The 25,765-nt window shown below is 36.6% G+C and carries 25 protein-coding genes and 1 other annotated feature; of the genes, 18 read left to right on the forward strand and 7 right to left on the reverse strand.

Annotated features, from left to right (window positions below; translation table 11 throughout):
* Window positions 1-117 precede the first annotated feature (117 nt).
* Complete coding sequence (locus ACI48O_RS16180) at window positions 118-1,791, reverse strand: ribonuclease J (protein WP_435562873.1); 1,674 nt, start codon at window positions 1,789-1,791, stop codon at window positions 118-120.
* Window positions 1,792-2,747: 956 nt separating this feature from the next.
* On the opposite strand from ACI48O_RS16180, the gene ACI48O_RS16185 reads away from it, so the two are divergent.
* The 5 genes from ACI48O_RS16185 to ACI48O_RS16205 all read left to right on the forward strand — a co-directional run bounded on the left by ACI48O_RS16185 (window position 2,748) and on the right by ACI48O_RS16205 (window position 9,180).
* Window positions 2,748-3,311: a competence protein ComK gene (locus ACI48O_RS16185; protein WP_435562874.1), complete on the forward strand. Its 564-nt coding sequence runs from the start codon at window positions 2,748-2,750 to the stop codon at window positions 3,309-3,311.
* A 138-nt stretch (window positions 3,312-3,449) separates the two neighbouring features.
* Entirely contained in the window at window positions 3,450-4,130 is a 681-nt protein-coding gene (locus tag ACI48O_RS16190) for a DUF3889 domain-containing protein (RefSeq protein ID WP_435562875.1), read from the forward strand.
* 106 nt (window positions 4,131-4,236) lie between these two features.
* Window positions 4,237-4,458 (forward strand) — a binding site (T-box leader).
* Window positions 4,459-4,514: 56 nt separating this feature from the next.
* Window positions 4,515-5,855, forward strand: a complete 1,341-nt coding sequence (locus ACI48O_RS16195; RefSeq protein ID WP_435562876.1) for a sodium-dependent transporter — start codon at window positions 4,515-4,517, stop codon at window positions 5,853-5,855.
* 107 nt (window positions 5,856-5,962) lie between these two features.
* Window positions 5,963-6,859: a carbohydrate kinase family protein gene (locus tag ACI48O_RS16200; RefSeq protein ID WP_435562877.1), complete on the forward strand. Its 897-nt coding sequence runs from the start codon at window positions 5,963-5,965 to the stop codon at window positions 6,857-6,859.
* A gap of 1,295 nt (window positions 6,860-8,154) precedes the next feature.
* A complete protein-coding gene (locus ACI48O_RS16205) occupies window positions 8,155-9,180 on the forward strand; it encodes a threonine aldolase family protein (protein ID WP_435562878.1) in 1,026 nt (341 codons plus the stop codon).
* Window positions 9,181-9,240: 60 nt separating this feature from the next.
* Here ACI48O_RS16205 and ACI48O_RS16210 read toward each other — a convergent pair whose 3' ends face one another.
* Both ACI48O_RS16210 and ACI48O_RS16215 read right to left on the reverse strand, forming a co-directional pair.
* On the reverse strand, window positions 9,241-9,669 hold the full coding sequence (locus ACI48O_RS16210) for a DUF2383 domain-containing protein (RefSeq protein WP_435562879.1): 429 nt from the start codon (window positions 9,667-9,669) through the stop codon (window positions 9,241-9,243).
* A 78-nt stretch (window positions 9,670-9,747) separates the two neighbouring features.
* A complete protein-coding gene (locus tag ACI48O_RS16215; protein WP_435562880.1) occupies window positions 9,748-9,903 on the reverse strand; it encodes a hypothetical protein in 156 nt (51 codons plus the stop codon).
* Window positions 9,904-10,123: 220 nt separating this feature from the next.
* Here ACI48O_RS16215 and ACI48O_RS16220 point away from each other — a divergent pair, with 220 nt between their 5' ends.
* Window positions 10,124-11,260 (forward strand): alcohol dehydrogenase catalytic domain-containing protein, encoded by a 1,137-nt coding sequence (locus ACI48O_RS16220; protein WP_435562881.1) that lies wholly within the window; start codon window positions 10,124-10,126, stop codon window positions 11,258-11,260.
* Window positions 11,261-12,468: 1,208 nt separating this feature from the next.
* Here ACI48O_RS16220 and ACI48O_RS16225 read toward each other — a convergent pair.
* Both ACI48O_RS16225 and ACI48O_RS16230 read right to left on the reverse strand, forming a co-directional pair.
* Window positions 12,469-12,903 (reverse strand): MarR family winged helix-turn-helix transcriptional regulator, encoded by a 435-nt coding sequence (locus ACI48O_RS16225; protein ID WP_435562882.1) that lies wholly within the window; start codon window positions 12,901-12,903, stop codon window positions 12,469-12,471.
* A 27-nt stretch (window positions 12,904-12,930) separates the two neighbouring features.
* The gene (locus tag ACI48O_RS16230) at window positions 12,931-13,407 is read right to left on the reverse strand and encodes a glutathione peroxidase (protein ID WP_435562883.1); all 477 of its coding nucleotides are present in this window, start codon (window positions 13,405-13,407) and stop codon (window positions 12,931-12,933) included.
* Between the two features lie 284 nt (window positions 13,408-13,691).
* Between ACI48O_RS16230 and ACI48O_RS16235 the strand changes: the two genes are divergently transcribed.
* Together ACI48O_RS16235 and ACI48O_RS16240 are read left to right on the forward strand one after the other, a co-directional pair.
* The gene (locus ACI48O_RS16235; protein ID WP_435562884.1) at window positions 13,692-14,309 is read left to right on the forward strand and encodes an exonuclease domain-containing protein; all 618 of its coding nucleotides are present in this window, start codon (window positions 13,692-13,694) and stop codon (window positions 14,307-14,309) included.
* Between the two features lie 30 nt (window positions 14,310-14,339).
* Window positions 14,340-14,897: a GNAT family N-acetyltransferase gene (locus tag ACI48O_RS16240; protein ID WP_435562885.1), complete on the forward strand. Its 558-nt coding sequence runs from the start codon at window positions 14,340-14,342 to the stop codon at window positions 14,895-14,897.
* A 181-nt stretch (window positions 14,898-15,078) separates the two neighbouring features.
* On the opposite strand, the gene ACI48O_RS16245 is transcribed toward ACI48O_RS16240, so the two are convergent.
* Window positions 15,079-15,459, reverse strand: coding sequence for a winged helix-turn-helix transcriptional regulator (locus tag ACI48O_RS16245; RefSeq protein ID WP_435562886.1), 381 nt, complete (start codon window positions 15,457-15,459; stop codon window positions 15,079-15,081).
* A 293-nt stretch (window positions 15,460-15,752) separates the two neighbouring features.
* Between ACI48O_RS16245 and ACI48O_RS16250 the strand changes: the two genes are divergently transcribed.
* The 10 genes from ACI48O_RS16250 (at window position 15,753) to ACI48O_RS16295 (ending at window position 23,808) form a co-directional block, all read left to right on the forward strand.
* Window positions 15,753-16,616, forward strand: coding sequence for an SDR family oxidoreductase (locus ACI48O_RS16250; protein ID WP_435562949.1), 864 nt, complete (start codon window positions 15,753-15,755; stop codon window positions 16,614-16,616).
* A 660-nt stretch (window positions 16,617-17,276) separates the two neighbouring features.
* On the forward strand, window positions 17,277-17,807 hold the full coding sequence (locus tag ACI48O_RS16255; RefSeq protein ID WP_435562887.1) for a hypothetical protein: 531 nt from the start codon (window positions 17,277-17,279) through the stop codon (window positions 17,805-17,807).
* 188 nt (window positions 17,808-17,995) lie between these two features.
* On the forward strand, window positions 17,996-18,571 hold the full coding sequence (locus tag ACI48O_RS16260; protein WP_435562888.1) for a hypothetical protein: 576 nt from the start codon (window positions 17,996-17,998) through the stop codon (window positions 18,569-18,571).
* Window positions 18,572-18,746: 175 nt separating this feature from the next.
* Window positions 18,747-19,529: a hypothetical protein gene (locus tag ACI48O_RS16265; RefSeq protein WP_435562889.1), complete on the forward strand. Its 783-nt coding sequence runs from the start codon at window positions 18,747-18,749 to the stop codon at window positions 19,527-19,529.
* Window positions 19,530-19,538: 9 nt separating this feature from the next.
* Window positions 19,539-19,997: a hypothetical protein gene (locus ACI48O_RS16270; RefSeq protein WP_435562890.1), complete on the forward strand. Its 459-nt coding sequence runs from the start codon at window positions 19,539-19,541 to the stop codon at window positions 19,995-19,997.
* Window positions 19,998-20,038: 41 nt separating this feature from the next.
* The gene (locus ACI48O_RS16275; RefSeq protein ID WP_435562950.1) at window positions 20,039-20,641 is read left to right on the forward strand and encodes a DUF421 domain-containing protein; all 603 of its coding nucleotides are present in this window, start codon (window positions 20,039-20,041) and stop codon (window positions 20,639-20,641) included.
* A 648-nt stretch (window positions 20,642-21,289) separates the two neighbouring features.
* A complete protein-coding gene (locus ACI48O_RS16280; protein ID WP_435562891.1) occupies window positions 21,290-21,778 on the forward strand; it encodes a hypothetical protein in 489 nt (162 codons plus the stop codon).
* Between the two features lie 237 nt (window positions 21,779-22,015).
* A complete protein-coding gene (locus ACI48O_RS16285) occupies window positions 22,016-22,615 on the forward strand; it encodes a GGDEF domain-containing protein (RefSeq protein ID WP_435562892.1) in 600 nt (199 codons plus the stop codon).
* Between the two features lie 171 nt (window positions 22,616-22,786).
* On the forward strand, window positions 22,787-23,110 hold the full coding sequence (locus ACI48O_RS16290; RefSeq protein WP_435562893.1) for a hypothetical protein: 324 nt from the start codon (window positions 22,787-22,789) through the stop codon (window positions 23,108-23,110).
* Between the two features lie 77 nt (window positions 23,111-23,187).
* Window positions 23,188-23,808: a DUF3298 and DUF4163 domain-containing protein gene (locus tag ACI48O_RS16295; RefSeq protein WP_435562894.1), complete on the forward strand. Its 621-nt coding sequence runs from the start codon at window positions 23,188-23,190 to the stop codon at window positions 23,806-23,808.
* A 117-nt stretch (window positions 23,809-23,925) separates the two neighbouring features.
* On the opposite strand, the gene ACI48O_RS16300 is transcribed toward ACI48O_RS16295, so the two are convergent.
* Complete coding sequence (locus ACI48O_RS16300) at window positions 23,926-25,578, reverse strand: multicopper oxidase family protein (protein ID WP_435562895.1); 1,653 nt, start codon at window positions 25,576-25,578, stop codon at window positions 23,926-23,928.
* Window positions 25,579-25,765 lie beyond the last annotated feature (187 nt).

Raw genomic sequence — 25,765 nt, forward strand, 5'->3', positions numbered from 1 at the left:
ATACAAACATGCGTTCGATTTTTATAGAGAAAATTGTCGAGCCCTTCACTGAAGACTGTTGAAAATGTTAAAAGGCATCATCCATCAGGATGGTGCCTCCACGTTACCGACTTAAACCTAAATTTCAATAATAATAGGCAAAATCATCGGCTTTCTTTTTGTATGTTTGAATAAATACTGTCCAACCGACTTTCTAATACTTTGTTTTATGACATTCCATTGCCGTACGTTATCTCCTTGAAGTTCTTTGACGGTTCTTTTTACAAGATCATTAATTTCTTTAAGAAGATCCTCTGATTCTTTAACGTAAACAAACCCGCGCGTAATTGTATCTGGACCCTGAATGATTTTGAGATCACGTTTACTTAATGTTAAAACAATAACGACCATTCCATCTTCAGAAAGCTGTCTACGGTCCCGCAATACAACCTCCCCGACATCACCAACACTTACCCCGTCAACGTAAGTATCGCCGGCAGGGATGCTTCGAGTCTGACGAGCAACAGAGTTATTAACATCGACAACATCCCCATTTTTAATAATAAAAGTATTTTCACGCTCTACTCCAACGGATTCAGCTAACAACATATGATGGTGCAGCATTCGATATTCTCCGTGAATCGGAATAAAATAGGTAGGCTTCATTAAGGTGAGCATTAGTTTTAAATCCTCCTGATAGCCATGTCCAGAAACGTGCATTCCGGTGGAGCTGCCAGACCCATAAATAACTTTAGCACCAAGCTCAAATAAGTTGTTGATGATCCGGGAAACATCCTTTTCATTGCCAGGAATAGGGGAAGCGGCAAAAATTACCGTATCACCGGGATAAACGGAGGCATCCCGATAGTTTCCTGTCGCTAAACGGGCTAGGGCAGCATTGGGCTCACCCTGACTTCCGGTACATAGAATAACAACCTTCTCAGGAGCCAGTTTATCTATCTCATTTGCATCAATTAACATGCCTTCAGGAATCGTAATGTAGCCGCGTTCAATCGCAACCGAAACAACATTGACCATACTTCGGCCGAGCAGGGCTATCTTTCGGTTAGTCTTTATGGCTGCTTCTACAACTTGTTGAACACGATTTATATTGGATGCGAAAGTCGAGATAAAGATTTTCCCTTGTGCATTCATAAAGGCCGTGTCCATATGCTTAGCTACCATTTGCTCGGATGGAGTTAAGCCTGTTCGTTCCGCATTGGTGCTTTCAGATATCAGAACTAAGACACCTTCATCACCGATTTTAGCCATCTTATGAATATCCGAATATTGATTGTTCTCGGGTGTGAAATCGAATTTAAAGTCCCCGGTATGTACCACATTTCCTTCCGGTGTATGAAACACAATGCCGAGGCAATCAGGAATACTATGGCTTACTCTGAAAAAGGATACGTCGATTTCACCAAAATTAAGCAGTGAATTTGAATCAATCTGGACGAGCTTCGTATCCCTTGTGAGTCGATGTTCGTCTAATTTTAATTCAATTAAGCCTAATGTAAAACGTGTTGCGTAAATAGGTACGTTTAATTTTTTTAAAAAGAAAGGAATCCCACCAATATGATCCTCATGTCCATGTGTCACGATTAATGCACGGATTTTCTCTTTATTTTCTTCCAAGTAGGTAATATCGGGAATAATTAAATCTACTCCTAACAGACTCTCATCCGGAAACTTACCTCCACAGTCAATAATCACGATATCATTGGAATATTGGACAACATACATATTCTTACCAATCTCATTTATACCACCTAAGGCCATAATCGATAATGTATTTTCTTGGGTTGCCATATTACATCCTCCCAATTCCAATTAAATATTAATAGTATGTCCAAAGGATTTTATAAAATGAATAACAGAATTGGAAAATTCATGAATCTATACATTGGCTGCAATATATTTGGAGTGCTCAGAATCGGAAAGAGAGGCATTTGTTCTAATATGAAAAATTAAACCTGAAAATAGATTTGTGAAATTTTTCTGAAAATAGGCAAAAGCGGTGTTTTTCATTTGTGGACTGTTGAAAAAGCAAATTTTTGAAGGGGAAATTATTAAAAAAACTAGAAATTAGTTCATTCTTCAGATAAGAAACCTAAAAAATTGTTCTGTTTTTTTGAGGAAATAAATTATTATATCTTAATTGAAAAAGATGTCAATACTTGGTGATTTGGGTAGGGTAGAGTATAGGAATATTCTTCCTTAAAAATTAAAAAATGGTATTTCGATAAAATAAATTATAATTTATAATGTACAGGAGGTGATGAAGCTTACAATAAGTTCAACGATGACATTCGTTAAATCACCTGCAAACTTCTCTGATAAACCTCCTCAATAAATCAAACTACATCGTAAGGTTATTCCCGCAGTAAAACTCATTTTTTAATAAAAAATACATGGAAATACCTCTCCAAGATTGTCATTCTTATTCCAATAAAACCTTACACATCTATATACAAAATCCCTTAGCTAACCAATTCTAACAACAAATCACTGCTGCCGAATTTCAATATACTGTGAAACCACTAATATATAAATACTCTTCAACATAGAACCTCTAAAAATGAACATAATGGAATTTAAGGAGGTGAGTTTGATGTGAAAAAAAGCAAAATAAAAACCCTTTAGCGGCAAAGTCCTGCCAGACACTCGCCAAAGGGTTGGGGAGCTGGAGTATACCAACTCTTAGTGTTAGTATACTCCTAATTTACTCAAAATGGAAAGATGAAAACGAATGGAGAGTGAAAAAGATGGAGATATTAACTAATTATGTAATTAATACAAAAACAAGTGTGATTATTCCCATGTACGAGAAAAATGGGTATTTGTATTCCTGTGTCATTGAAGGAAAACTAATATTTTTAGTAGCGATGTCCCCTAGAAAATTAATTAATCAAAGTTTGTTATATTTTGCAAAGGATCTAAAGGGTGCCAGCTCAGGAGCTAAATCGATTCTCGGAAATATAAGTATGCTGCCAATTTCTATTTGCAGTCAGCTTGGTATCTTTTGGTTTCCAAGCAACTCTCCTTCGAATGAGGATTGTATCTGGATTGCACAGGCACATGTAGTGGATTATAAGCAAACGGATAAACACAAAACGGATGTGTATTTATCTTCTGGACACATTGTAACGATCAATATGAATAAGAAAAGATTTGAAAAGAAATTTGATCGTGCTACAAAGCTGAGGCATGTTCTTACCGAGAGGATCAAGTCACCGGAAAAAATGAATACTGAGTTAGGACAAAGCGGATTCCAAATTAGAAAAGAACCTGGGAAAAATAATTACGAAATTAATGGGTTAGATGAATAATTTATAACGTCGTAACCCGTCCTTTTTGAACAAGTTGCCAACTTCAAATCGCCCATGAATACCAACTTCCTGTCACAAATCAACCTTGTTGGGGCATAAGTTATATGAAAGTTTACGTTTTAGACAGGAGGAAAAGGTATGAATTCTTATTATCGTTATTGGCCAAATTTAAACCAATATCATTATGGGTATGATTCCATTCAACCACATCCATATGCACAGCTACCATATTATGATTTTAATGGAGTTCCATTTGGATATCCAAATGATTTAGACCGCCAGCAACCGGTTAGAGGCCAGGCTACTTGGACAAAGGGAGGAAAGGTAACAAAATGCGGGATCCCGTGGTCACTTAATCGATACTTGACTGCGGCGGTTGGAGCAAATTCTCCTTATAAGTGTGGACAGACGCTTAAAATTAGAAACCTTACCACACCTGGTTCTAGAGAAATTATTGTAACAGTAGTCGACCAGGTTGCGGGATTCCCTGCAAATCGAATAAATTTGCATCGCAGAGCCTTTGAAGCACTTGGCGCAAACCCGAGCTTAGGTGTTATTAATATTGATATTATTCCATCACCAGCTTTAGCGGAAGAAAAATGGGGGAAATACTTAGTCGAGGTTACACAATCGGCCTATCCAGGTTATAACATTATTGATTATAAATCTGTTGGAAAAACCCAGGTCTCCGCAGAGCAAACGAGGGAAACCTTTGAATTTATTTTACAATCACCGCGGGAAAGAATTAGAGTTCGAGGGAATGTTGTTTATAATCCGAGAACCAATCGAGTTATCTCATTTGATATTGTAGAGTTTTGATTTATTTTTATTCTAAAATAATTAATTTATCCGAATTTTATTTATTTTAATAAAAAAATATATACTTTTATTAGATTTTAATGTATCCTAAAAAATATTAAAATAATAAAACACGGTGATAGGTTTTTTAGTAGTCTTTTTATCCTTGATTGCAGAGAGCTAGTGGGCGGTGAAAACTAGTACAGATAACAAGATGAATTTCGTTCCTGGAGTATCTTTTTCGACCTATGAAGAAAAAGGCGGGTTGTCTCGATATCGACAATTAAGCTGGGGAATATGGTGACATATTCTCAATTAGGGTGGTACCGCGATAAAAGTCGTCCCTACGTTAATACAATACGTAGGACGACTTTTTTTTATTTTAATCTTTTGGAGGTAGAAGTTTTGAAAAATATGGAACAATGGTCATCAAAGATTGGTTTTATTTTAGCAGCGGGAGGATCAGCCATTGGGCTTGGAGCGATATGGAAGTTTCCTTATATCGCTGGAGTGAGCGGTGGAGGAGCATTCTTTCTAATTTTTACATTGTTTACATTGTTTTTAGGCCTTCCCTTACTCATTGCTGAATTTGTAATTGGACGCAAAACACAAAAGAATGCGATCGAAGCGTACCAAGAGCTTGCTCCGAAATCGAATTGGCAATTGATTGGGTACTTAGGAATGATCACATGCTTTATATTGCTCTCATTTTATAGTGTTATTGGTGGATGGATTATTGCTTATATTTGGAAAGCGATCACTGGACAGCTTAGCGGACTGACTCAATCAGAGTATGGGGAATTGTTTGGGGCAACCATTTCAAATCCTTATGGCAGCGTATTTGTACAATTTATCTTTATGATCTTCACCATTTTTGTCGTCGCAAAAGGAGTTCAAAAAGGAATTGAAAAAGCTAGTGAGATTATGATGCCGATCTTATTTATCCTTTTTATTGCCTTAATCGTAAGATCGCTAACTTTAGACGGAGCGATGGAGGGTGTCACATTTTTATTTAAACCCGATTTTCAGCAAATTTCAGCTGAAACCATTCTTTTTGCATTAGGACAATCCTTCTTTGCCTTAAGTGTGGGAGTTTCCGTTATGGTTACGTATAGTTCATATTTATCAAAGGAAGAAAGCTTAGTTGGTTCTGCTTTATCGATTGTTGGCTTAAACCTATTTATTATCATTTTGGCTGGACTTGCTATTTTCCCTGCCGTGTTCTCATTTGGCTTGAAGCCGGATGCTGGTCCGGTATTATTATTTAATGTTCTGCCAAATGTGTTTAATCAGATGCCATTTGGAATAATCTTTTTCGTTGCTTTCTTAATTTTATTCTTGTTTGCAGCACTTACGTCTGCCTTTTCCATGCTTGAAATTATTGTATCGGTAATCTCAAAAGGCGATATTCAGAAAAGGGCCAAATGGTCTTGGATAATGGGACTTGCTATTTTTGTTTTCGGTATTCCATCGGCCCTTTCATTTGGCGTTTTAAGTGAAGTCCTCGTTTTTGGTAAGACTATTTTTGATGGAGCCGATTATTTGGTAAGTAATGTGCTGATGCCGGTTGGTGCATTATTAATTTCGATTTTTGTACCGTTAAAAATAAAGAAGTCAGCTTTATATGAAGAATTATCATTGGGCGGGGGAATACCTTTAGGGTTATTCAATATTTGGTTTTATTTAATTCGCTATGTAGCTCCAATTGCCATTCTGGTAGTGTGTTATCATGTCATAAAAGGGTAAATAATAATGAGGACCTGAATCTTGAAGGAGATCAGGTTCTTTTCATTTGGAAAAAGTTCTAGTTCTGGTTCTGGTTTTAAGTTTTAAAGAAGAAAGGGGCACTATTTTTGAAGAAGCAAGGGGTTATTTCACTTGGAGAGGCATTTGTTGATTTAATTTCTCTCGATTTAACAAATACAAAATTTCAGCCTTTTTTAGGGGGAGCCACGGTGAATGTGGCGGTGGGAACGAGAAGATATGGGATTCCTACGCATTATTTATGTAAATTAGGAACGGATGAAACAAGCATTTTTGTCGAGAAGGAACTTAAGAAAGAGCAAGTCAATCTCGATTTTTGTGTTGAGTCTGCGGCCAAAAAGGTCTGTTGTGTATACGTACATATAAATAAACATGGTGATCGATACTTTCATTCCTACATAAACGAAACTCCGGATGAATGGCTGACCGAAACAGAACTATCAAAAGAACCATTTGAATCAGGAAAAATATTTTACTTTGGCTCTGGTACATTGTTTCATCCCACATCGCGAAAAACGACTGTATTTGCTCTACACTATGCTAGGGAATGCGGAACATTAGTGGCATTCGATACGAATATTCGTTTGAAGCGGTGGGAAAGTGAAGAAATATGCAGGGAAACAATTTGTTCGTTTATAAAACAAGCCGATCTCGTCAAAATGGCTGACGACGAATTGTTTTTCCTGACAGAAGAGAAAACAATCGAAGAAGCACTTAACAAAATATCCGACTGGAACATCCCATTTCTGTTTATAACGAAAGGAAAGAAAGGGGCCTATGCGGTTCACGACCGAAAAAAAATAGCGGTACCCGGAATAGAAATAAATGCGGTGGATACAACAGGGGCAGGAGATGCCTTTATGGCAGCTATTTTATACTGCTTCCATGAAAAAGGAATTCCTGCGGATGAATCTCAATTGAAAGAATATCTTGAAATTGCCAATCAAGCTGGGGCGCTGGCAACTACAAAAATTGGCTCATTGTAGCTTGGTTGAAACCATTTTTGAGGGTTTTTTATGAGGATTTGTCCTAGAGGAGGGTGCTCAAGGACATTTTTGCGAGTTTTGGAGAGCGTTTGTCCAAGAGGAGGGTGCTCAAGGACATTTACGTGGGTTTTTCGTTAGAATTTGTCCAAGAGAAGCCTGATCAAGGACATTTACGCGAGTTTTTCAAGAGGATTTGTCCAGAGGAGCCCGTTCAAGGACATTTACGCGTGTTTTTGATGAGGATTTGTCCTAGAGGAGCTCGCTCAAGGACATTTACGAGTGTTTTTTATGAGGATTTGTCCAAGAGAAGCCTGCTCAAGGACATTTACGCGAGTTTTTCGTGAGCATTTGTCCTAGAGGAGAGTGCTCAAGGACATTTACGCGTGTTTTTCAAGAGGATTTGTCCTAGAGAAGCCCGCTCAAGGACATTTACGCGAGTTTCCCAATAGCATTTGTCCTAGAGAAGCTCGTTCAAGGACATTTACGTGGGTTTCTCGTGAGCATTTGTCCTAGAGGAGGGTGCTCAAGGACATTTACGCGTGTTTTTCGTTAGGATTTGTCCTAGAGGAGGGTGCTCAAGGACATTTACGTGGGTTTTCGTTAGAATTTGTCCTAGAGGAGGGTGCTCAAGGACATTTACGCGAGTTTTTCGTTAGGATTTGTCCTAAAGAAGCGCGCTCAAGGACATTTACGTGTGTTTTTCAAGAGGATTTGTCCTAAAGAAGCGCGCTCAAGGACATTTACGCGAGTTTTTCAAGAGGATTTGTCCTAGAAAAGCCTGCTCAAGGACATTTACGTGGGCTTTCGTTAGAATTTGTCCTGGAGGAGGGTGCTCAAGGACATTTACGCGAGTTTTTCAAGAGGATTTGTCCTAGAGAAGCGCGCTCAAGGACATTTACGCGAGTTTTTCAAGAGGGTTTGTCCTAGAAAAGCCTGCTCAAGGACATTTACGTGTGTTTTTCAAGAGGATTTGTCCTAAAGAAGCGTGCTCAAGGACATTTACGCGAGTTTTTCAAGAGGATTTGTCCTAGAGAAGCGCGCTCAAGGACATTTACGCGAATTTTTCAAGAGGATTTGTCCTAGAGAAGCCCGCTTAAGGACATTTACGCGTGTTTCCCAATAGCATTTGTCCAAGAAAAGCCCGCTCAAGGACATTTTCACAACTAAACCAATAGCTTTTGTCCTTCAGATAATTAATTTGATTGTTTAGAAATAACTGAAAGATAGTTCAGCTTCATTAAATGATATGTTACGATAATAATATAAATGAAATAAGTGAAGACGGAGGCTAACCAATGTATAGCTTTAAGAACGACTACAGCGAAGGCGCACATCCACGAATCTTACAGGCTTTAATCGATTCCAATCTTGAGCAAGAGGATGGCTATGGGGAGGATCGATTTTCCCGGGAAGCGGTTGAATTATTAAAAGAAAGAATCGGACGGAAGGATGTGGATATCCACCTTTTAGCAGGCGGGACACAAACGAATTTGACCGCGATTTCAGCTTTCTTAAGACCGCATGAAGCCGCAATTGCAGCTTGTTCTGGTCATATTTCTACTCATGAAACGGGCGCGATTGAAGCAACAGGCCACAAAATTATTGAGGTTCAAGTTGATAATGGCAAGCTAACCACAGCAAATATTAACGCCGTACTAGAAGCTCATACAGACGAGCACATGGTGAAGCCTAAGCTAGTGTACATATCAAACTCAACGGAAATTGGTTCGATTTATACAAAACAAGAACTCGAGCAACTATGTGATTTCTGCCACGAGAATAATCTGATTTTGTTTATGGATGGTGCTAGATTAGGGTCGGCTCTAAGTTCTTCAGAAAATGACCTTACGTTGAACGATTTGGCTTCCTTAGTGGATGCCTTTTATATTGGTGGAACGAAGAATGGAGCCCTAATTGGCGAAGCTTTAGTGATTTGCCGTGATTTTCTTAAGGAAGATTTCCGTTTTCATATGAAGCAAAAAGGAGCTCTCCTTGCAAAAGGAAGACTCCTTGGCATCCAGTTTTCTGAGCTATTTAGGGACAACTTGTTCTTTGATTTGGCTTTGCATGCTAATAAAATGGCGATGATTCTTAGGGATGAACTAAGCAAAGCAAATATAAAGTTTCTAACCCACTCTCCATCGAACCAAATATTTCCTATTCTGCCGAACCCAATAATTAGAGAGCTACAAAGCAATTATTCTTTTCATATTTGGGAAAAGGTGGATGCGGATCACTCCGCTATTCGTTTAGTTACCTCTTGGGCAACGAAGGAAGATCAAGTGCTCAAATTTATTGAGGATTTGAAGGGGTTAATTTAACATTATTGATAAAAAGGCCATACTTCAATTAGAAGTGTGGCCTTTACTGCTGTCTATTATCTAATGAAGTAATTGTCCTAACTGATCCACATGTTTTCGGTTCGTATCAATGACTTCATCGACAATTTGTTTGCTTTCTGGATCTAAATCACCAGCGATCAGTTTTTCTGAATATTGAACCCCATAGTTTTTTAACCCTTTTAAAGCATCGTCAATAATTTTTTGGGGATCATCAGAGAGTGTCATTTTATGCATAAAGCTATGCATTGAACCAGAAACACCTTCATCATCAGCTGGAACTCCACCTAGATTCTGGATTCGTTCCGCTATTTTTTGTGCGTCAAGCTTTGTATTTTTCTGCATAGACTGAAAGGTTTTCTTTAACTCTTCATTATCCACCCTTTGAATATAGTGTTCAAACGAACGAATTCCCATATAGGTTCCTCTTAATAATGTATTTAATTCTTCAATCACAATTTCATTTGTCATAAAAGCACAGCCCCTATGGTTTCTTTATTACTCATTCAAATCGCTCGTCATTCCGAAAAAAATAACCCCATTAAGAGGCTATTTTTTATTAACTTGACGTCCGCTTTTTTTCTGGCTTTGTGACTGTGAGTTTCCAATCTGAAAATCATTGCCTAATTCCACATCATTTTTTTTGTCTTGCTTTTCGATTTGCTCTCGCGTTTGATCCTTATTTTGAACACCTTGATTTGACATTGTTTATCCCATCTCACTTTCAAATATTATCGTTATTAATATGCTCAAACATAAGAAAAAAACGTATTCATTGATCAAAAAGTTATTTCTCTAGAATAGGATTATTTTTGCAACGGAGTAGGTGGTGTATATAAACATCCCCAAAAATAAGAATAATTACCAATTATTGATGAATATTAAGAACAACTTAGCCGAATTTGAAGTAGGGGGGAAACGGAAAATGAAAGCTGTTACGTATCAGGGGATATTTAATGTAAAAGTAAAAGAGGTTCCTGAGCCAATCATAAAAAACGCTGAGGATATCATCGTTAAGGTCACTCATGCTTCCATTTGTGGGTCTGACCTTCATTCTTATCACGGAATGGTTCCGAGCTTGGAGGAAAATTACGTTCTAGGACATGAGGCCATTGGAATCGTTGAGGAAACAGGCAGGGAAGTAAGTCGGCTTAAAAAAGGGGATAAAGTGGTTCTCCCATTCAACATTGCCTGTGGAAAATGCATTTACTGCCAAAATCAACTTGAAAGTCAATGTGCGAATGTAAATAACGAAGGAGAAATAGGGGCTTGCTACGGTTGTTCAAGGTTATTTGGTGATTATTTTGGCAGTCAGGCGGAATATGTTCGTGTTCCTTTTGCCAACTTTTCCCCATATAAAATTCCTGAAAATAATGAGATTCCGGATGAACAGTTAGTTCTTTTGACGGATGCCATACCATCCGCATTTTGGGGAGTTCAAAATGGCGGTGTTAAGAAGGGGGACACCGTCATCGTTTTAGGCTGTGGTCCAATCGGCCTGATCGCACAAAAGCTTGCTTGGATAAACGGAGCAAAGAGGGTCATTGCGGTAGACCGGCTAGATTATCGACTGGAACACTCGAAAATATGGAATAAAACGGAATGCTTTAATTTTGAAAAGAATGAAGAGCTTCCTAGTCTTCTGCTCGAGCTAACCGAAGGTGGGGCGGATGTTGTCATTGATTGTGTTGGGATGAGTGGGAAAATGAAACCTGTAGAGATAGTAGAAACAGCACTCAGACTTCAAGGTGGTGCTCTTGGAGCAATTACATTTGCAAGTCAGGTTATCCGAAAGGGTGGAACGGTTATGTTGGTTGGGATGTACGGAAGCAGATACAATACCTTTCCATTAGGAGATTTCTTTACAAGAAATATAACCTTAAAAATGGGGATTGCACCGGCGATACATTCGGTCCCAACTCTTTATAGATTGCTCCAAACGAAACAACTGGATGTTTCCGATATCATTTCACATAGACTTCCATTAGAAGAGGCCGAACATGCTTATAGTATTTTTCATAAAAGAGAGGAAAATTGCCTAAAAATAATTCTTCAGCCATGAAGGAATAATGGGGTTTGATTCAGTGAAAATTTTTAAGCCTTTAAGTAGACAACGAATTGCACAACCCTTGATAAGTCGTCTCAAGGATATTTTCTTAGAGCAGATGAGAAGTTTTGTCCTTGATAAGGCGTTTCAAGGACATTTTCTTAGAGCAGATGAGAAGTTTTGTCCTTGATAAGGCGTTTCAAGGACATTTTCTTAGAGCAGATGAGAAGTTTTGTCCTTGATAAGGCGTTTCAAGGACATTTTCTTAGAGCAGATGAGAAGTTTTGTCCTTGATAAGGCGTTTCAAGGACATTTTCTTAGAGCAGATGAGAAGTTTTGTCCTTGATAAGGCGTTTCAAGGACATTTTCTTAGAGCAGATGAGAAGTTTTGTCCTTGATAAGGCGTTTCAAGGACATTTTCTTAGAGCAGATGAGAAGTTTTGTCCTTGATAAGGCGTTTCAAGGACATTTTCTTAGAGCAGATGAGAAGTTTTGTCCTTGATAAGGCGTTTCAAGGACATTTTCTTAGAGCAGATGAGAAGTTTTGTCCTTGATAAGGCGTTTCAAGGACATTTTCTTAGAGCAGATGAGAAGTTTTGTCCTTGATAAGGCGTTTCAAGGACATTTTCTTAGAGCAGATGAGAAGTTTTGTCCTTGATAAGGCGTTTCAAGGACATTTTCTTAGAGCAGATGAGAAGTTTTGTCCTTGATAAGGCGTTTCAAGGACATTTTCTTAGAGCAGATGAGAAGTTTTGTCCTTGATAAGGCGTTTCAAGGACATTTTCTTAGAGCAGATGAGAAGTTTTGTCCTTGATAAGGCGTTTCAAGGACATTTTCTTAGAGCAGATGAGAAGTTTTGTCCTTGATAAGGCGTTTCAAGGACATTTTCTTAGAGCAGATGAGAAGTTTTGTCCTTGATAAGGCGTTTCAAGGACATTTTCTTAGAGCAGATGAGAAGTTTTGTCCTTGATAAGGCGTTTCAAGGACATTTTCTTAGAGCAGATGAGAAAAATTGTCCTTGATAAGTCATCTTAAGGACATTTCCCAGGGGCAGATGTGAAATTTTGTCCTTGATAGCCTAGCATGAAGGACATTTTCCTAGTGCTGACGAAAATTTCCCACCAATAACCAGTATTGGTGAAAAAACTCAAATACTGTAGTTGACAGAAAAAAACTCCCAATGTAAAGGAACAATCCCACTACAAGAGGAGTTTTTCTTAAAATTATTTACGATCTCTTAATTTGCGCTGTAATTGATTCAATTGCTTTAATAGTTGCTCGTATTCGTCGAGCTCGATTTTACAAGTTAGGATTTCTTCGCCAACCTTTTGAGTGATCGCTGGTTTTTCATCGATGGCTTTCGTTTGTAAGTGAACAAAAACTTTTCGTTCATCCTCTTTAGATCTTTCTTTACGTAGCCAGCCGTTTCCTTCCATTCTTGTAATCATAGGCGTCAGAGTTCCAGTACCCAAATTCAATCGGCCGCCAAGCTCCTTGACTGTAATTCCATCCTTTTCCCAAAGTGCTAATAGGACTAGGTACTGAGGGTAGGTTAAACCAAATTGTTGAAGTACGTTTGAATACAATTTAGTAAACTCGCTGGATGTTTCATAGATGGCAAAGCAGAGCTGTTTATTTAACGGTAAAAAATCTTCCACAGTTTTCATCCTTTTTGAAATCAGTTATTAAAATAATTTTATTAAGTCTTCCTCTATTTTACTTGGAGAAGTGGTAGGTGCATAGCGTTCGACAACATGACCTTCGCTATCAATAAGAAATTTTGTGAAATTCCATTTGATTTTACTTGTAAGAACCCCTTTTTTCTGCTCTTTCAAAAAAGTAAATAAAGGATCTTCGTTCTCACCGTTAACATCAATTTTTGCAAAAATAGGGAAAGTTACACCGTAATTTAATTGACAAAACTCCGTTGTCTCTTCAATATTTTCGAACTCCTGATTATTAAATTGATCACATGGAAAACCAAGAATCTCAAAGCCACGCTCCTTATACTTTTCATACAATTCCTGGAGACCCTTAAACTGAGGTGTGAACCCACATTTACTTGCTGTATTCACAATGATTAGCGGCTTCCCTTTATAATCATTTATTGATTTTTGGTCACCATTTGTCTTTTTTACTGTATATTCATACACTGTTTTCATAAAAAGTTCCTCCTAGAACGTTGGTTTTCTAAAAATAAATCGTACACGATTTAATCTTACGCGATTTATGCGAGAAAAACAAGAGGTAATCTCGGTTAGAGCTTTGATAACTACAAAATAATTTGGCCTAGGTAATATTCTCACCTTTGGATATTCTAAAAATAATTATATTTTTGATAAAAGAAGGGGAATAAACATCAAGAAGCGAAACAGTGGTAGAACGCACTTTTCTTAGAAGAGGGTAAAAGTTTTTCCGAACCAGTATTGATCAGGAGTGAATTGAAATGAAGCTTTTTCTTGATTTAGAGATGTTAAGTTATGACACCAACTCGGTAATTGCTATTGGGTTAACCAGTTTAAATGGAAAGATCAATTACCAAACAACAATTCACCCTGGTTATGAGAGGTTTAAAGTAACGAAGCTCATTAATAATCTAACTGGAATTACGAATGAGCAATTAGATAACTCTCCAATTTTTCCAGAGGTTTTTAATAAATTGGTTGAAAAGTTTAAGACTCAGTTAAATTCAACGGATGGGGTTACGTTTTATACTTGGGGAGAGAATGATTTAATCGTTTGGAATAATGTTTGTAGACGATATAAATTACAGAATCAGTTCCAAATGATTAACTACCAAAAAGTTCTCATGGGTGAGTGTAAATTAAAGAAACAACCTTCGCTTTTAAAAACAATCGAATTAGTTAATAAAACTTACCGACTTGAACACCACAATCCTCTGGATGATGCAAAAATGCTAAAATCCATTTACAAGAAATATAAAAGGTTTCCTAATGAAGTTAGGCTGGTCCTTAGAAGAGCCGAATATGAAAAGGATTTGTATCGACTGCAACAAAGATTTAAAGACGTAGTGGATTATCAGCTTGAGGAATTAATGATGTAACAGAGCTGGACTAAACATAGGAGGGTTGGGATGGATCTTCATAATGTTGAAATAAGAAGGCCAAAAAGAGAAGACTTTGAGGAGTTGAATCATTTTTTTCGGATTGTGATTACGGATACCTTTGCGAAAGAAGGAATATCGGAATTAAATGATGATCTGGAAAAAGAAATTGAAACGAAGCGAAATTATTTAAATAGTGATCTTAATAGTAATGGGGAAAATCGGTATTTTTTAATAGCTTTAGAGAATGATAATATAATTGGTTCGATTGAGTACGGTCCTGCTAATGACATGATTGTTCATTATTCTCATGGAGAGCTTAACGGTTTGGTCGAGGTTGGAACTGTTTTTGTATACCCGAACGTTCAAAGACAAGGATTAGGAAATTTATTGTTAAAAGAAATGTATGAAACATTGCATATGAACGGAATCGAAGAGTTTTGCTTAGATAGTGGATATGCCTGTGCCCAAAAGATTTGGAAGAAGAAATTTGGAGCACCCGACTATTTGGAAAAGAATCATTGGGGCGAAGGATTTGACTATATGATTTGGAGAGTAAGGCTTGAGAGGCTTTTACTAAGAAAATAACCGCCCAAATCAGGGCGGTTTGTTTTTTGTAAAAGTTGGTAAATATGGTAAAGAATCAAAAAGAAGGTTGGGGTGAAATTAAGTATGATTTCAAAAAGACACTCAATATTTAATCTATCTATAATCATGAATCCATGGTTAACGCTGTTATTTATAGGGAAACGCAGTTTTAAACGTTATATTAATTTGTTGTTTCGTCTTGGAGCTCATTTTTCTTTCTGTTCATATGTTTTTTTCCCCATTCTCCCATACTGTCGAGTACGGGGATAAAGCTTTTACCTTCTGGTGTTAGTGAGTATTCCACTTTGGGTGGAACTTCCTTATATACCTCTCTGTGGATCATTTGGTCTGCTTCTAATTCCCTCAGTTGCCTAGTCAGAATTCCTTTTGAAATGCCAGGCAACAACCTTTGAAGTTCATTAAATCTTCTTGTCTGTTTACTTAGATGCCATAATATGCTGATTTTCCATCTACCTGAAGTTAAATTTTGGGTGTATGTGACTGGACAAACTTCTTCCTGTCCTATTGGAGGGGTTTCCCCCTGAAATTTAAAACGAGCCATTGAATGATCCCTCTTTTACTTAATGGTACTATTTTTGTGACTATGTCATAAAAAAGTGCCTACTTTTATTTAAGTGCCTATAGATATACTATAAACCTGTAACTGAACATTCAACAAGTAAAACTTTTTATCAAGGAGATGGTGGGGGAGCAAGACGTTATAAACTAGAGAATATTAAAAAATAGTTATTTTATTGTGTTAATAACTACACACTAATTCATTATAAGTGTACTGGTGATTGTATTCAGTCAATAAATGGTCTTTAAATAAAAACTTAATTGGAGGAAATAATGATGAAAATTTTAGTTACAGGTGCAACTGGAAAATTGGGAACAAAAGTTGTTGAAACATTATTAAAAACTGTTCCAGCGAGTCAATTGGCTGTCAGTGTCCGTAATCCGGAGAAAGCGGAAGGATTTCGGGCTCGTGGGGTTGAGGTTCGTCAAGGCGATTTCGACCAACCGGAAACATTAACTACAGCATTTGCAGGCATCGACCGTCTGTTAATCATATCTGCTGATGGGGATAACGAAACTAGAATACGCCAACACACGAATGCGGTTGCTGCAGCTCAACAAGCGCAAGTAAAGTTTATTGCGTATACTAGCTTAGCCAATGCTAGTGAAACTACTATGTTCCTTGCACCACCACACCAAGCTGCAGAAGAAGCTATTTTAAAAACTGGTATTCCATACTCATTCTTGCGAAACAACTGGTATTTGGAGAACGAAACCAGCAGCATTCAAGGTGTATTGGCAGGAGCTCCATGGGTGACATCTGCAGGAAGCGGGAAGGTCGGTTGGGCGCTGCAACAAGATTATGCTGAAGCGGCAGCAGCTGTACTAACAGGGAACGGACATGAAAATACGGTGTATGAACTTTCAGGCAAGTTAATGACCCAAGAAGAATTAGCAGCAGCAATTGGAACGGTATTGGGTAAGGAAGTACCCGTTCAACAGGTTGATGATGATACTTATATTGAAATTATGAAAGGGGCCGGCGTACCAGAATTCATCCTACCTTTCCTTGTCGAAATCCAGAAAGGTATTCGGAACGGTGCATTGGAAATCGAGAGCAACGATTTTGAAAAGCTGCTTGGACGTCCTGCTACTCCAATCAGCGAGGGTTTAAAGCAAATTATTAGTTCAATTTCCTAATTATAAAATTCAGTGTTGGCGGACATATGTTCCGCTATTTTCACAAAAAGTGTTGTTTTGATAAGCTAAGCGGACAACAGATCCGTTATTTGATAAAAAATTGGCATTATTCAGTGGTTTTTATGTAAATAAGGGATCCTGTGTCCTCTTAGGTCTAGAAAAAAGGGTATTTTATCAAAATAAGGTCCTCTATGTCCGTGTAAATAACCTGTTCTATAGTCTTTACTTATGGTTGATTTTTTTAAGCTTCACAAGGTTGGAGTTAGGTAGCATCTTCTTAGTATTTTGTTAACGGGAGCATTTCTTCAATAAGAAGAAATGCTCTTTTTGATATAGATAAATAGAAAAGAACATCTTAAGCTGCATGGACAATCCTTGTTGATTTAAGCCACTTAGTTTAATAATTATTCACACTATTTTCCTGTATCCAGAGGGGATTATATCTAAAAAATGGTAAAATAGTTAAAAACAGTTATGTCAATTCTTAATATTTAAATATAGAGTATCACGCCTGTAATAACGTTTGGAAAAACTTATTGGAAAAATGATGCGGTGATTACTTGCGCTCAATCGCTTATCATGACGATATTGTTAAAGATAATTTCTTCTGGTTAAAAATACCATTCAAAAAAATGGATTTTGGGGGAGGGGAGAAGGAAATTGAAAAAAAGAAATTTAATACTTGTCTCATTTGGAATATTACTGGTTGTATCAGTCATTAATTTTTATATTAACGGTACGAAGCAGTTATATGGAAATGATGAAGCGTCGATTGTGAAAGTGATTAATTCTATTGAAGGTTATGAAAATAAATCAATTGAAGTTCTTAAAATAATAGATTTTGATAATTTAAGAATTGCAGCGTTTTTATCTAACAATAGTCCAGGCTATATACAATTTGATAAAAATAAGGATGGCAACTATGAATGGGAAAGTTTTGAGGTTAGGGATGACGAAACTTTTAGCTTTTTTATTCCAGACGAAAGAAAGTATTTGTTTGTAACTAATAACGAAAATAAAATTGCGAAAATGCAGGTAAGTATCAACGGACAAAGATTTGAGCAAGAGTTCACCCCTGATAAGTCAACTGTTACTTGGGTAGATCTACCAAAAAACGATAAGCGAGAATACACCTATCGAAATTATAGGTTCTATGATAAAGATGGAAATATAATTAAAGAATATGAATGATTGGATTATCACTTAACTGTACATATGGATCAAATATGATAAGGAAAACAGGGCAATTTTTCGTAATTTTTTTTACCTGTTGTGTAGAGAAACTTCGCTTTTTTTCTATCAAAGTATTTGTCAAAGTTTTCTTTAAGAAAGATAGACTTTTTTAAAAGAAAAACGATAAATGGAACGGAGATTAAATCATGAAAAAATGGGTGTTTGTAATACCTATAATAATTTTGACCATATTAATCTTTTATTTGAGTGGATATAGGTTTACGTCATTATGTGCAGCTAAAAATAATTCCTTCCTTTCGAAAGATGCTGAGTTGGTAGAGAAATATAATACAGGTTCATTATTTATATTTTTATTTAAAAGTGATAAGGATAAGCAATTCCAAACTGTTTTGTCCGAAAAGTCAGGGGTGCTATTTCGAAGTAGTGCAACTACCTATATTCCATATAGCTCAGATAAACTTCAAACAGTCGGTGGTATGAGCTATGCATCTGAAAATGGCGAATTTACTTTTTTGAGTATAGTGTCAAACGATAAAAAAGTAGCATATATAGAGGCCGGTGAAGAACCTGAAATAGAAAGAAAAGAAATAAACAAAGGAGAGCGTATCTCTTTCTTGTATCCATTTAGTGAACAAATAGACTTTCTTAATCCTACAGCATTTGATAAAGACGGAAAAAAACTTTATTATTACGGCTATTCTAAAGATACAAATGTATTTAGAACCGAAGATTTAAGATGGCATAAAATTGAGGAACAATGAAGATTAAAAAATCTTGATTTGGTTTTATTACTCTAATAGATACGTCTCTGCAAATGCAGGGGCGGTTTTTTTTTCACATAAGCGGGGTGATTGTATCAGGATATTTTAAGTAATGTTGTTATTTCAAGGTAACTTTATGGAAATGAATATAGTAAAACTTTCATAAGGTGACATAATGGATAATCACACAAACGATAACACTGCGAGGAGATATAAGGCTCATGTTAGTATTTGGGGAACAACTCAACTTCATCTTCGCAGCCCTTATATTATCGCATGGTGGTCAGCGGCATTCCCCGGATTTGGGCATATGCTCCTATCTAAATACCTTAGAGGATATGCATTATTTATTTGGGAGGTTGTTGTTAACATAAAGGCAAAAATTAACCTCGCGATGATTTATTCCTTTCAAGGAAATATAGATCTTGCTAAAGAAGTATTAGACACTAGGTGGCTTCTCATGTATATACCTGTTTACCTCTTTGGGATATGGGACAGTTATCGGACAACTGTGGATATGAATAAAGTCTATTTGTTAGCAGAACAAGAGGATCACCGTTTTAATTCTTTTGCCTTAGGGGCGATAGAAATAAACTACTTAGATAAACGAAATCCTGTTTTTGCAATAATATGGTCACTTTTTATTCCAGGTTTAGGTCAACTCTATATTCATAGGATTTTGACAGCCGTTTTTGTCATTGTTTGGTTGGTCATTTTCTTTTACTTTTCTCATGCTCAAGAGGCGGTATCACTCTTGTTTTTAGGTAAAGTGAAGCAGTCGATATCAGTATTAAAACCTGAATGGCTTTTACTTATCCCCTCACATTATGGATTTGCCACCTATGATGCGTATGTCAACACAATCGAAAATAATAAACTTTTTGAAAAAGAACTAAGAAACTATTTAAGAGAAAACTATCAGTCAAAAAACTTTATATTCCCAACGGATAAAAGGTGAAGTGATACTGTGCATATATTTTCTACGTTTGAAACAACTAGCTATTTAGAAATGGCCATTTCTGAATTAGAGAAAAAGGGAGTAAAAAGAGAAAGTATATTTGCTGTTCCACTCGATAATCGTTCAGAGGAGCTTAAGATATTTGATACGCTTCACCGTTCAGACGGTACATCTCTTATTGATATAGGAATGGCACTAGCTACTGCCTTTTCAGTCATCGGTGCAAGTATTGGCTTTAAACTTTCCTGGGGGCCTATTTACTGGGGATTGTTAAGTGCTGTGATCGGCTTTTTAGTTGGGTTTGCCATCAGACTATTTATCGAGTTGGTTATTAAAAAGAAAAAAAGATTATTAAAAGGAAAACATTCCGAAGTCATCATGATGATTAAATGCGAGGAATCTCAGGTGGAAACAATCGAGAATATTCTTTGGGATCATTTTGCATTGGGTGTAGGAAAAGTGGAATAATAATTTAATTATTTTTTTCTAAGGAGGCTGCATAGATGGATTTGTCTTTTATTTGGAAGTCATTTTTGTTGATTTTTGCTGGGATTCTACTTTTAAGAACGGCGGGAAGAAAATCTATATCCCAGATGACTCTCGCTCAAACCATTGTGATGATATCGATTGGTACCATTATCGTCCAGCCGATTGTAGAAAAAAGTGTAATGAAGGCAATTGTAGGGGCAGCTATATTTGTGACGTCCATCATAATTGTAGAGTATTTAGAACTTAAATTTAATCTTGTTGAAAAATTCATAACGGGTAAATCTAAAATTGTAATTGAAAATGGTACCTTGCATAGGAAAAACTTAAAAAAGTTACGTTTAACAGCTGATCAATTGGAAATGAGAATGCGTAATCAAGGGATATCGAAGATTGAGGATGTTAAATTTGCTACCATTGAACCGAATGGACTTCTTGGATATGAATTAAATGACGATGCAAAACCATTAACAGTCGGGGAGTTCAAGAAGTTAATTAATATGTATTTTCCATTAGTGCAGAGTGTGGAACAAAATCCAACACAAAACCCTCCTCAAGAAAAGGGCAATATTTTTGAAGAAATTAAAGGCTTAAGATCCCAGGACCATCCGGACTACTTAAATTAAGGAGAAAATAAAACCGCATAGACAGTAATAAAAGAATGCAAAATATAAACACAAGGATGGTGATAAATTTGAAAAACAAGAATGACCAATTTAAAAATAAAAATGTTTTACCAAAAAGAGATGTAGAATTTGCTGGAGAAAATGGACTAGAAAAAATAGCTTTAAGAGCTCAAAAAAAGTCTAAATAAGTAGGGACACAGTCACTCGAAATAATGTCACTTGAAACAAACTGTAGATCGTCTTTTGACGGTCTTTATTTATGAAAAGAAGGGAGGAGCGGTTGGACAAAAAAACAATTACCGTGGCGTGGCAATATAATATGTATGCGGACATGCGTTCCGTTATTTTGATAAAAAGTGTTACTTTAACAGGCTAACCGGACATCAGGTTCGCTATTTGGTACTAAATTGGCATAATACAGTGTTTTTTATATAAATAAGGTCATCCATGTCCGCTTAGAATAGAAAAAGGGGGAAAAAACCAAAAATAAGGTCTCCTATGTCCGCCAAATACATGATTATATTCAGTGAAAAAGTATGGATAAAAATTTGCAGTTTGGCGGTACAAGTCTTTCTTCAAGAGAACTTTCAGAATAAAAGTAAGGGGATTCAGGATAATAAAAATTAAAATATTATCTCGGGGGTTCATATGATTGATAAGAGAAAGGCTTTATCATTTTGTATATTAGTTGTCCCGTGGTTAACTTCTCCGTTATTAGGGAAGAATTCCTTTGTTCGTTTTCTCCCCGTGGCTACTTTTGTAGGCTATATCTTTAGTTTTTTAAGTGAAATTGCCGATGAAAAAAAGTGGTGGAAGGTTAAAAATGCATTATTTCCAAACTTTCGTTTAGATTTTTCTTACCTTTTGGGCCTTTTTTTTATAACAACAATTTGGATTTTTAAGCTAACTTTCAACAACTTTTTTAAATATCTTTTTACAAATATGGCTTTTGATTACTTTTTTGTTTTTCATGTAGTGAAATTCTTTACTAAAGTTGGGGTTTTTGAATTTAAGAAAATGAGACCTAAACATTTTTACGTATTGTCTGTTGTAACAGCTATTATCATCTATTTTTATCAACGGCTCGTGGAAAGAACCATTGTACATGAAAATAATCAGAGTTTAACTAAAATCTAATACATAATGATCTGCCAAATTTTTAGGAGCGATTCTTCACTTAGGAGGATCGCTTTTCCAATTTCAAATAAAAAGAAGGATATTTTTGGATATTTCGTAATTTATTCATGATATTAATTATTTTAACTATTATTATTACTATTTTTAATTATACTAAAAATATAGATTGTTACTTTTTTCGGGAAGAGTGAAGGGAAATTGAAATATACAGGCAGAATAATAACAGCATTAATAAGTATGATGGTTGGGATCCCTTATGTAATTTATAATTATCTAACCCTCCACAGTCTTAATAGGACAATCATAGATTCATCCGTCTTAATTGTAACTACTTGTACAGTTTGGTGGCTCGGTAAGCAATACGATAAAGCAAAGTATTATTCTGAAAAGGACTATTTAACTGGACTTTATAACAGACGATTTATTGAGGAGACACTCCCTAAACTATTATCATTAGCAGATAAAAAAAACGAAAAGCTAAGCATAACGATATTGGATTGTAATAACTTTAAACTAATAAATGATGTATATGGTCATAGAACTGGAGATTTCGTTCTTAAAAGCATATCGACCATACTACAAAATACCCCGAAGAATTCTAAAATAATCGCAAGGTGGGGAGGAGATGAATTTATTATCATTTCCCCTAATACAGATCATTCGGGAACAAAGTTAATGATTGAACATATTGAAAAAGAATTAGAGAAACTTTCTCAACAAACAGAAAAAAACATTTCTGTTTCGGCTGGAACGGCTATTTATCCTGATGATAGTTGTGATATTGAAAACCTAATTAAAATTGCCGATAATAACATGTATCGCTTGAAAAATCGTTAAACAATCAGATAGTAGAAGTAATGCGAATTCGAAAGAAAAGCCTTACCGATGGACACTAATGAATCATCGATAAAGGTTTTTCTTTTTTTAGTTGAAGAAGACTCAAATTATTATCAGTATTATTTTTTCGGGAAATACTAGGGAAAAAGTAAAAATCTAAGGAGGAGAACGATGCCACGAAAGGCTACACCAATTAACGAGGGAATAGATGAGGCAACAGACGAACTGTTCCCTGAAGCAGATAAAAACCATGATGAAACCGCAAACCTAAGTCGAATGTTAGCGGCAGTTCTGACTTATCTGTCAGACGATGAAATCGAGGAAATAGATATCGGCTCCCTTCTTGAAAATACGGAAGGGCTGCAAGAATGGTGGAACCAATATCGAGAAAACAACAAAGAAAAGATTGTTGAAGAAATAAAAAATTCTCTGGAAGGGTTAACCTTGAAGGAGCTGGAAAGGATCCGGGAACAGATAAAAGATAAGCAGGATTGATTTTTACAAGGAATCACCTTCCAGCACATATTCATCCTTCCAAGAATAAATTAGCTAAAAACAAGAGGATGGATAATATGCCTCATTCGTTCCCGTTAAGTATTAAAACAGTGAAAATAGGCAACGAGCCGAAAAGAACGGTCTTTTATCCCCAAGTATATGACATGCAAAATCAAGGATTAGAAGCAGCGATTAACCGTACGATTACTTACCAAACCCAGCAGCTTATCCACCAACAAGTTGGAAATATGCCAACCACAGTGGAAGAAATGCTTGGATTATATGAAATCAAGAACAACCAACGGCAGATCCTAAGCTTATCGCTCTCTAATTATACTTACCACTTTCATGCTGCTCATGGAATGACCTATATTAAATCTTTAACCTTTGACCCACAAAAAGGCGAGCAATGTGAACTTAAAGATTTGTTTAAACCGGAAAGTGATTATATTAAAAGGCTCTCAACTCTAATTAACACTCAGATTAAACAGCGCGATATTCAACTGCTTGGTACCTTCACAGCTATTCGGCCGGACCAGGACTTTTACATTGCTGACAAAGCTCTTGTTATCTACTTCCAACTATATGAAATCACTCCATATTATGTAGGTTTTCCCATGTTTCCAATCTCTGTGTTTGATATCCAGGATATTATTAATGAAAAGGGTCCCTTGGGACGAATGGCTGTGAACAATTAAAGTGGAGGGCAACAGAAAAAGAAGAGAAATTAAGATCTCTTCTCTTTTTTTATAGGAAAAATAATAGAGTATAGTGGTCATATTCATTAAATGGGGGTGATATTTTTAAAATTCGCCTTAATCGTCTCGTTTTTGTTTGTCGCAGTCAAAACATTGAGAGAATGAAGTGTCAGGACATTCTCCAGGTATGGGTTCACGTGGGTCAAAGTTTGGATTATCAAGAACCTCGTATGGCCTCATCATCTCATGGTCCTCGTGCTCAAGAATATGACAGTGCCATGGATAAATTCCTCTAAATGGACCAAATCGAGCAATGATCCGTGTAACCTGTCCAGGATTCGCTCGAACAGTATCTTTCCAGCCCATTTCAGTTAGATCGGGTGGCTGTGGCGACCCAAATATATATTGCCCGTTTGAATTAACAGTAAAGTCAAAGCGATCTAATATTTGAAAGGTGACAAGATGCAGGTGGATAGGATGAGTGTCCTCTGTATTATTGTACAACTCCCAAATCTCAATATCCCCATTAAAAGGTCTTTCCGTAATTGGCAACTGATCCCAATTCATTTCATTTAATAATAGTTTTAAACGACCGAATTCATCTGTTCCTTCATCTAATGTAACTCTACGGATAATCGGATGTTGTGGTTCGACAAGTCTTTCGAAGCAACTCAACTTTTTCGGAATTTCGCTCTTGTCCGGTTTGCTTAATTTTCTCTTAACTCGAAATTGCATAATTTGTTTGAGATCATCGGTTGGTTCATCGCCGGCAGGAAAGGGAGCATTTGCATCATTTGTTAAGATAATTTTTTGACCTTTATACTTTGAAAAATCAATAATGACATCGGCACGTTCAGCCGGAGCCAGAAGGATTTGGGATACTTTGATTGGTTTTTCCAATAGTCCACCGTCCGTGCCAATTTGGACAAACTTTTGGCCGGAACTTAGCTGCATTCGGTAAAAACGAGCATTTGACCCATTAAGGAGCCTGAACCGATATTTTCGTGGTTCAACTTCGAGATAAGGCCAAACTTTTCCATTTACTAAAATGGTGTTACCAAAAAACTCAGGGACAATCGATGGAAAAGGGAAATCTGGATCTGGGGGATCGATCTGTGGTGCTGGAGGTGGCTCATGACCAGGTTGCATAGGGTAGAAAAGCTCCCCATTCGGGTAGAACGAGCGATCTTGAATAACTAACGGAATTTCAAATTGTCCACTCGGAAGGTTCAATTTTTGCTCTTCATCATCTCTGAGTATATAAAAGCCTGCAAGTCCAGCATATACATTTAATCTGGTAATTCCAAGTGTGTGATCGTGATACCAAAGCGTAGCTGCCCTTTGACAGTTTGGATAATAGTACGTTTTATGAACAAATTTTGGTCCTACATTTTTAAAGTCCTTCGTAAACCACGCTTCAGGGTAGCCGTCATTTTCTGGACGAACGAGACCTTCATGTAAGTGTACGACCGTTCTAACAGAGGGGTGTTTAGGTTCTGCCCCATGTATGGTGCGATCGACCGGCAAAAGATGTTCATAGGGCAATTTATTTTCCCATTTCACATAAATGGGTTTATTTCTCCTTACCTCAAAAGTTGGTCCAGGATACATGCCGTTGTAACCCCAAACTTTTGTGGGCGGCAAATCTCGATGTAATTTTTGCTTAACTTGTTTCATATCTACCTTATAAAACGGGAGTCCTTTTTTCCTACCATGAGGTTTTAAGACAGATGGAATCGGTAACGCATCGACAAACTTTTTTAAAAACATTTATCTACCTCCTAAAAAGGGAATGAAACTTTCCTATTTTAGTATATGTGCTCGTCTTTTAAGGGTATAGGTTGTTTCAGGAGGATAAGTATACATTTTCATTGATAGGAAAAGTTTAAATAAAAATTTTATATTTTATAGGGTATTAACAATAATAAGATTAAAGGAAAATGATATATCGTCGTCC

Origin of the sequence: Neobacillus terrisolis (assembly GCF_051233475.1) — a bacterium.
Lineage (GTDB): Bacteria > Bacillota > Bacilli > Bacillales > Cytobacillaceae > Bacillus_BU.

What these genes read in the sequence shown, in the direction of transcription:
- ACI48O_RS16185 (WP_435562874.1), top strand. Translation starts at nt 2,748, where the DNA reads ATGGAGATATTAACTAATTATGTAATTAATACAAAAACAAGTGTGATT.
- ACI48O_RS16180 (WP_435562873.1), bottom strand. Translation starts at nt 1,791, where the DNA reads ATGGCAACCCAAGAAAATACATTATCGATTATGGCCTTAGGTGGTATA.
- ACI48O_RS16220 (WP_435562881.1), top strand. Translation starts at nt 10,124, where the DNA reads ATGAAAGCTGTTACGTATCAGGGGATATTTAATGTAAAAGTAAAAGAG.
- ACI48O_RS16240 (WP_435562885.1), top strand. Translation starts at nt 14,340, where the DNA reads ATGGATCTTCATAATGTTGAAATAAGAAGGCCAAAAAGAGAAGACTTT.
- ACI48O_RS16290 (WP_435562893.1), top strand. Translation starts at nt 22,787, where the DNA reads ATGCCACGAAAGGCTACACCAATTAACGAGGGAATAGATGAGGCAACA.
- ACI48O_RS16215 (WP_435562880.1), bottom strand. Translation starts at nt 9,903, where the DNA reads ATGTCAAATCAAGGTGTTCAAAATAAGGATCAAACGCGAGAGCAAATC.
- ACI48O_RS16300 (WP_435562895.1), bottom strand. Translation starts at nt 25,578, where the DNA reads ATGTTTTTAAAAAAGTTTGTCGATGCGTTACCGATTCCATCTGTCTTA.
- ACI48O_RS16245 (WP_435562886.1), bottom strand. Translation starts at nt 15,459, where the DNA reads ATGGCTCGTTTTAAATTTCAGGGGGAAACCCCTCCAATAGGACAGGAA.
- ACI48O_RS16260 (WP_435562888.1), top strand. Translation starts at nt 17,996, where the DNA reads ATGAAAAAATGGGTGTTTGTAATACCTATAATAATTTTGACCATATTA.
- ACI48O_RS16285 (WP_435562892.1), top strand. Translation starts at nt 22,016, where the DNA reads ATGATGGTTGGGATCCCTTATGTAATTTATAATTATCTAACCCTCCAC.
- ACI48O_RS16210 (WP_435562879.1), bottom strand. Translation starts at nt 9,669, where the DNA reads ATGACAAATGAAATTGTGATTGAAGAATTAAATACATTATTAAGAGGA.
- ACI48O_RS16265 (WP_435562889.1), top strand. Translation starts at nt 18,747, where the DNA reads ATGGATAATCACACAAACGATAACACTGCGAGGAGATATAAGGCTCAT.
- ACI48O_RS16190 (WP_435562875.1), top strand. Translation starts at nt 3,450, where the DNA reads ATGAATTCTTATTATCGTTATTGGCCAAATTTAAACCAATATCATTAT.
- ACI48O_RS16205 (WP_435562878.1), top strand. Translation starts at nt 8,155, where the DNA reads ATGTATAGCTTTAAGAACGACTACAGCGAAGGCGCACATCCACGAATC.
- ACI48O_RS16230 (WP_435562883.1), bottom strand. Translation starts at nt 13,407, where the DNA reads ATGAAAACAGTGTATGAATATACAGTAAAAAAGACAAATGGTGACCAA.
- ACI48O_RS16295 (WP_435562894.1), top strand. Translation starts at nt 23,188, where the DNA reads ATGCCTCATTCGTTCCCGTTAAGTATTAAAACAGTGAAAATAGGCAAC.
- ACI48O_RS16235 (WP_435562884.1), top strand. Translation starts at nt 13,692, where the DNA reads ATGAAGCTTTTTCTTGATTTAGAGATGTTAAGTTATGACACCAACTCG.
- ACI48O_RS16250 (WP_435562949.1), top strand. Translation starts at nt 15,753, where the DNA reads ATGAAAATTTTAGTTACAGGTGCAACTGGAAAATTGGGAACAAAAGTT.
- ACI48O_RS16280 (WP_435562891.1), top strand. Translation starts at nt 21,290, where the DNA reads ATGATTGATAAGAGAAAGGCTTTATCATTTTGTATATTAGTTGTCCCG.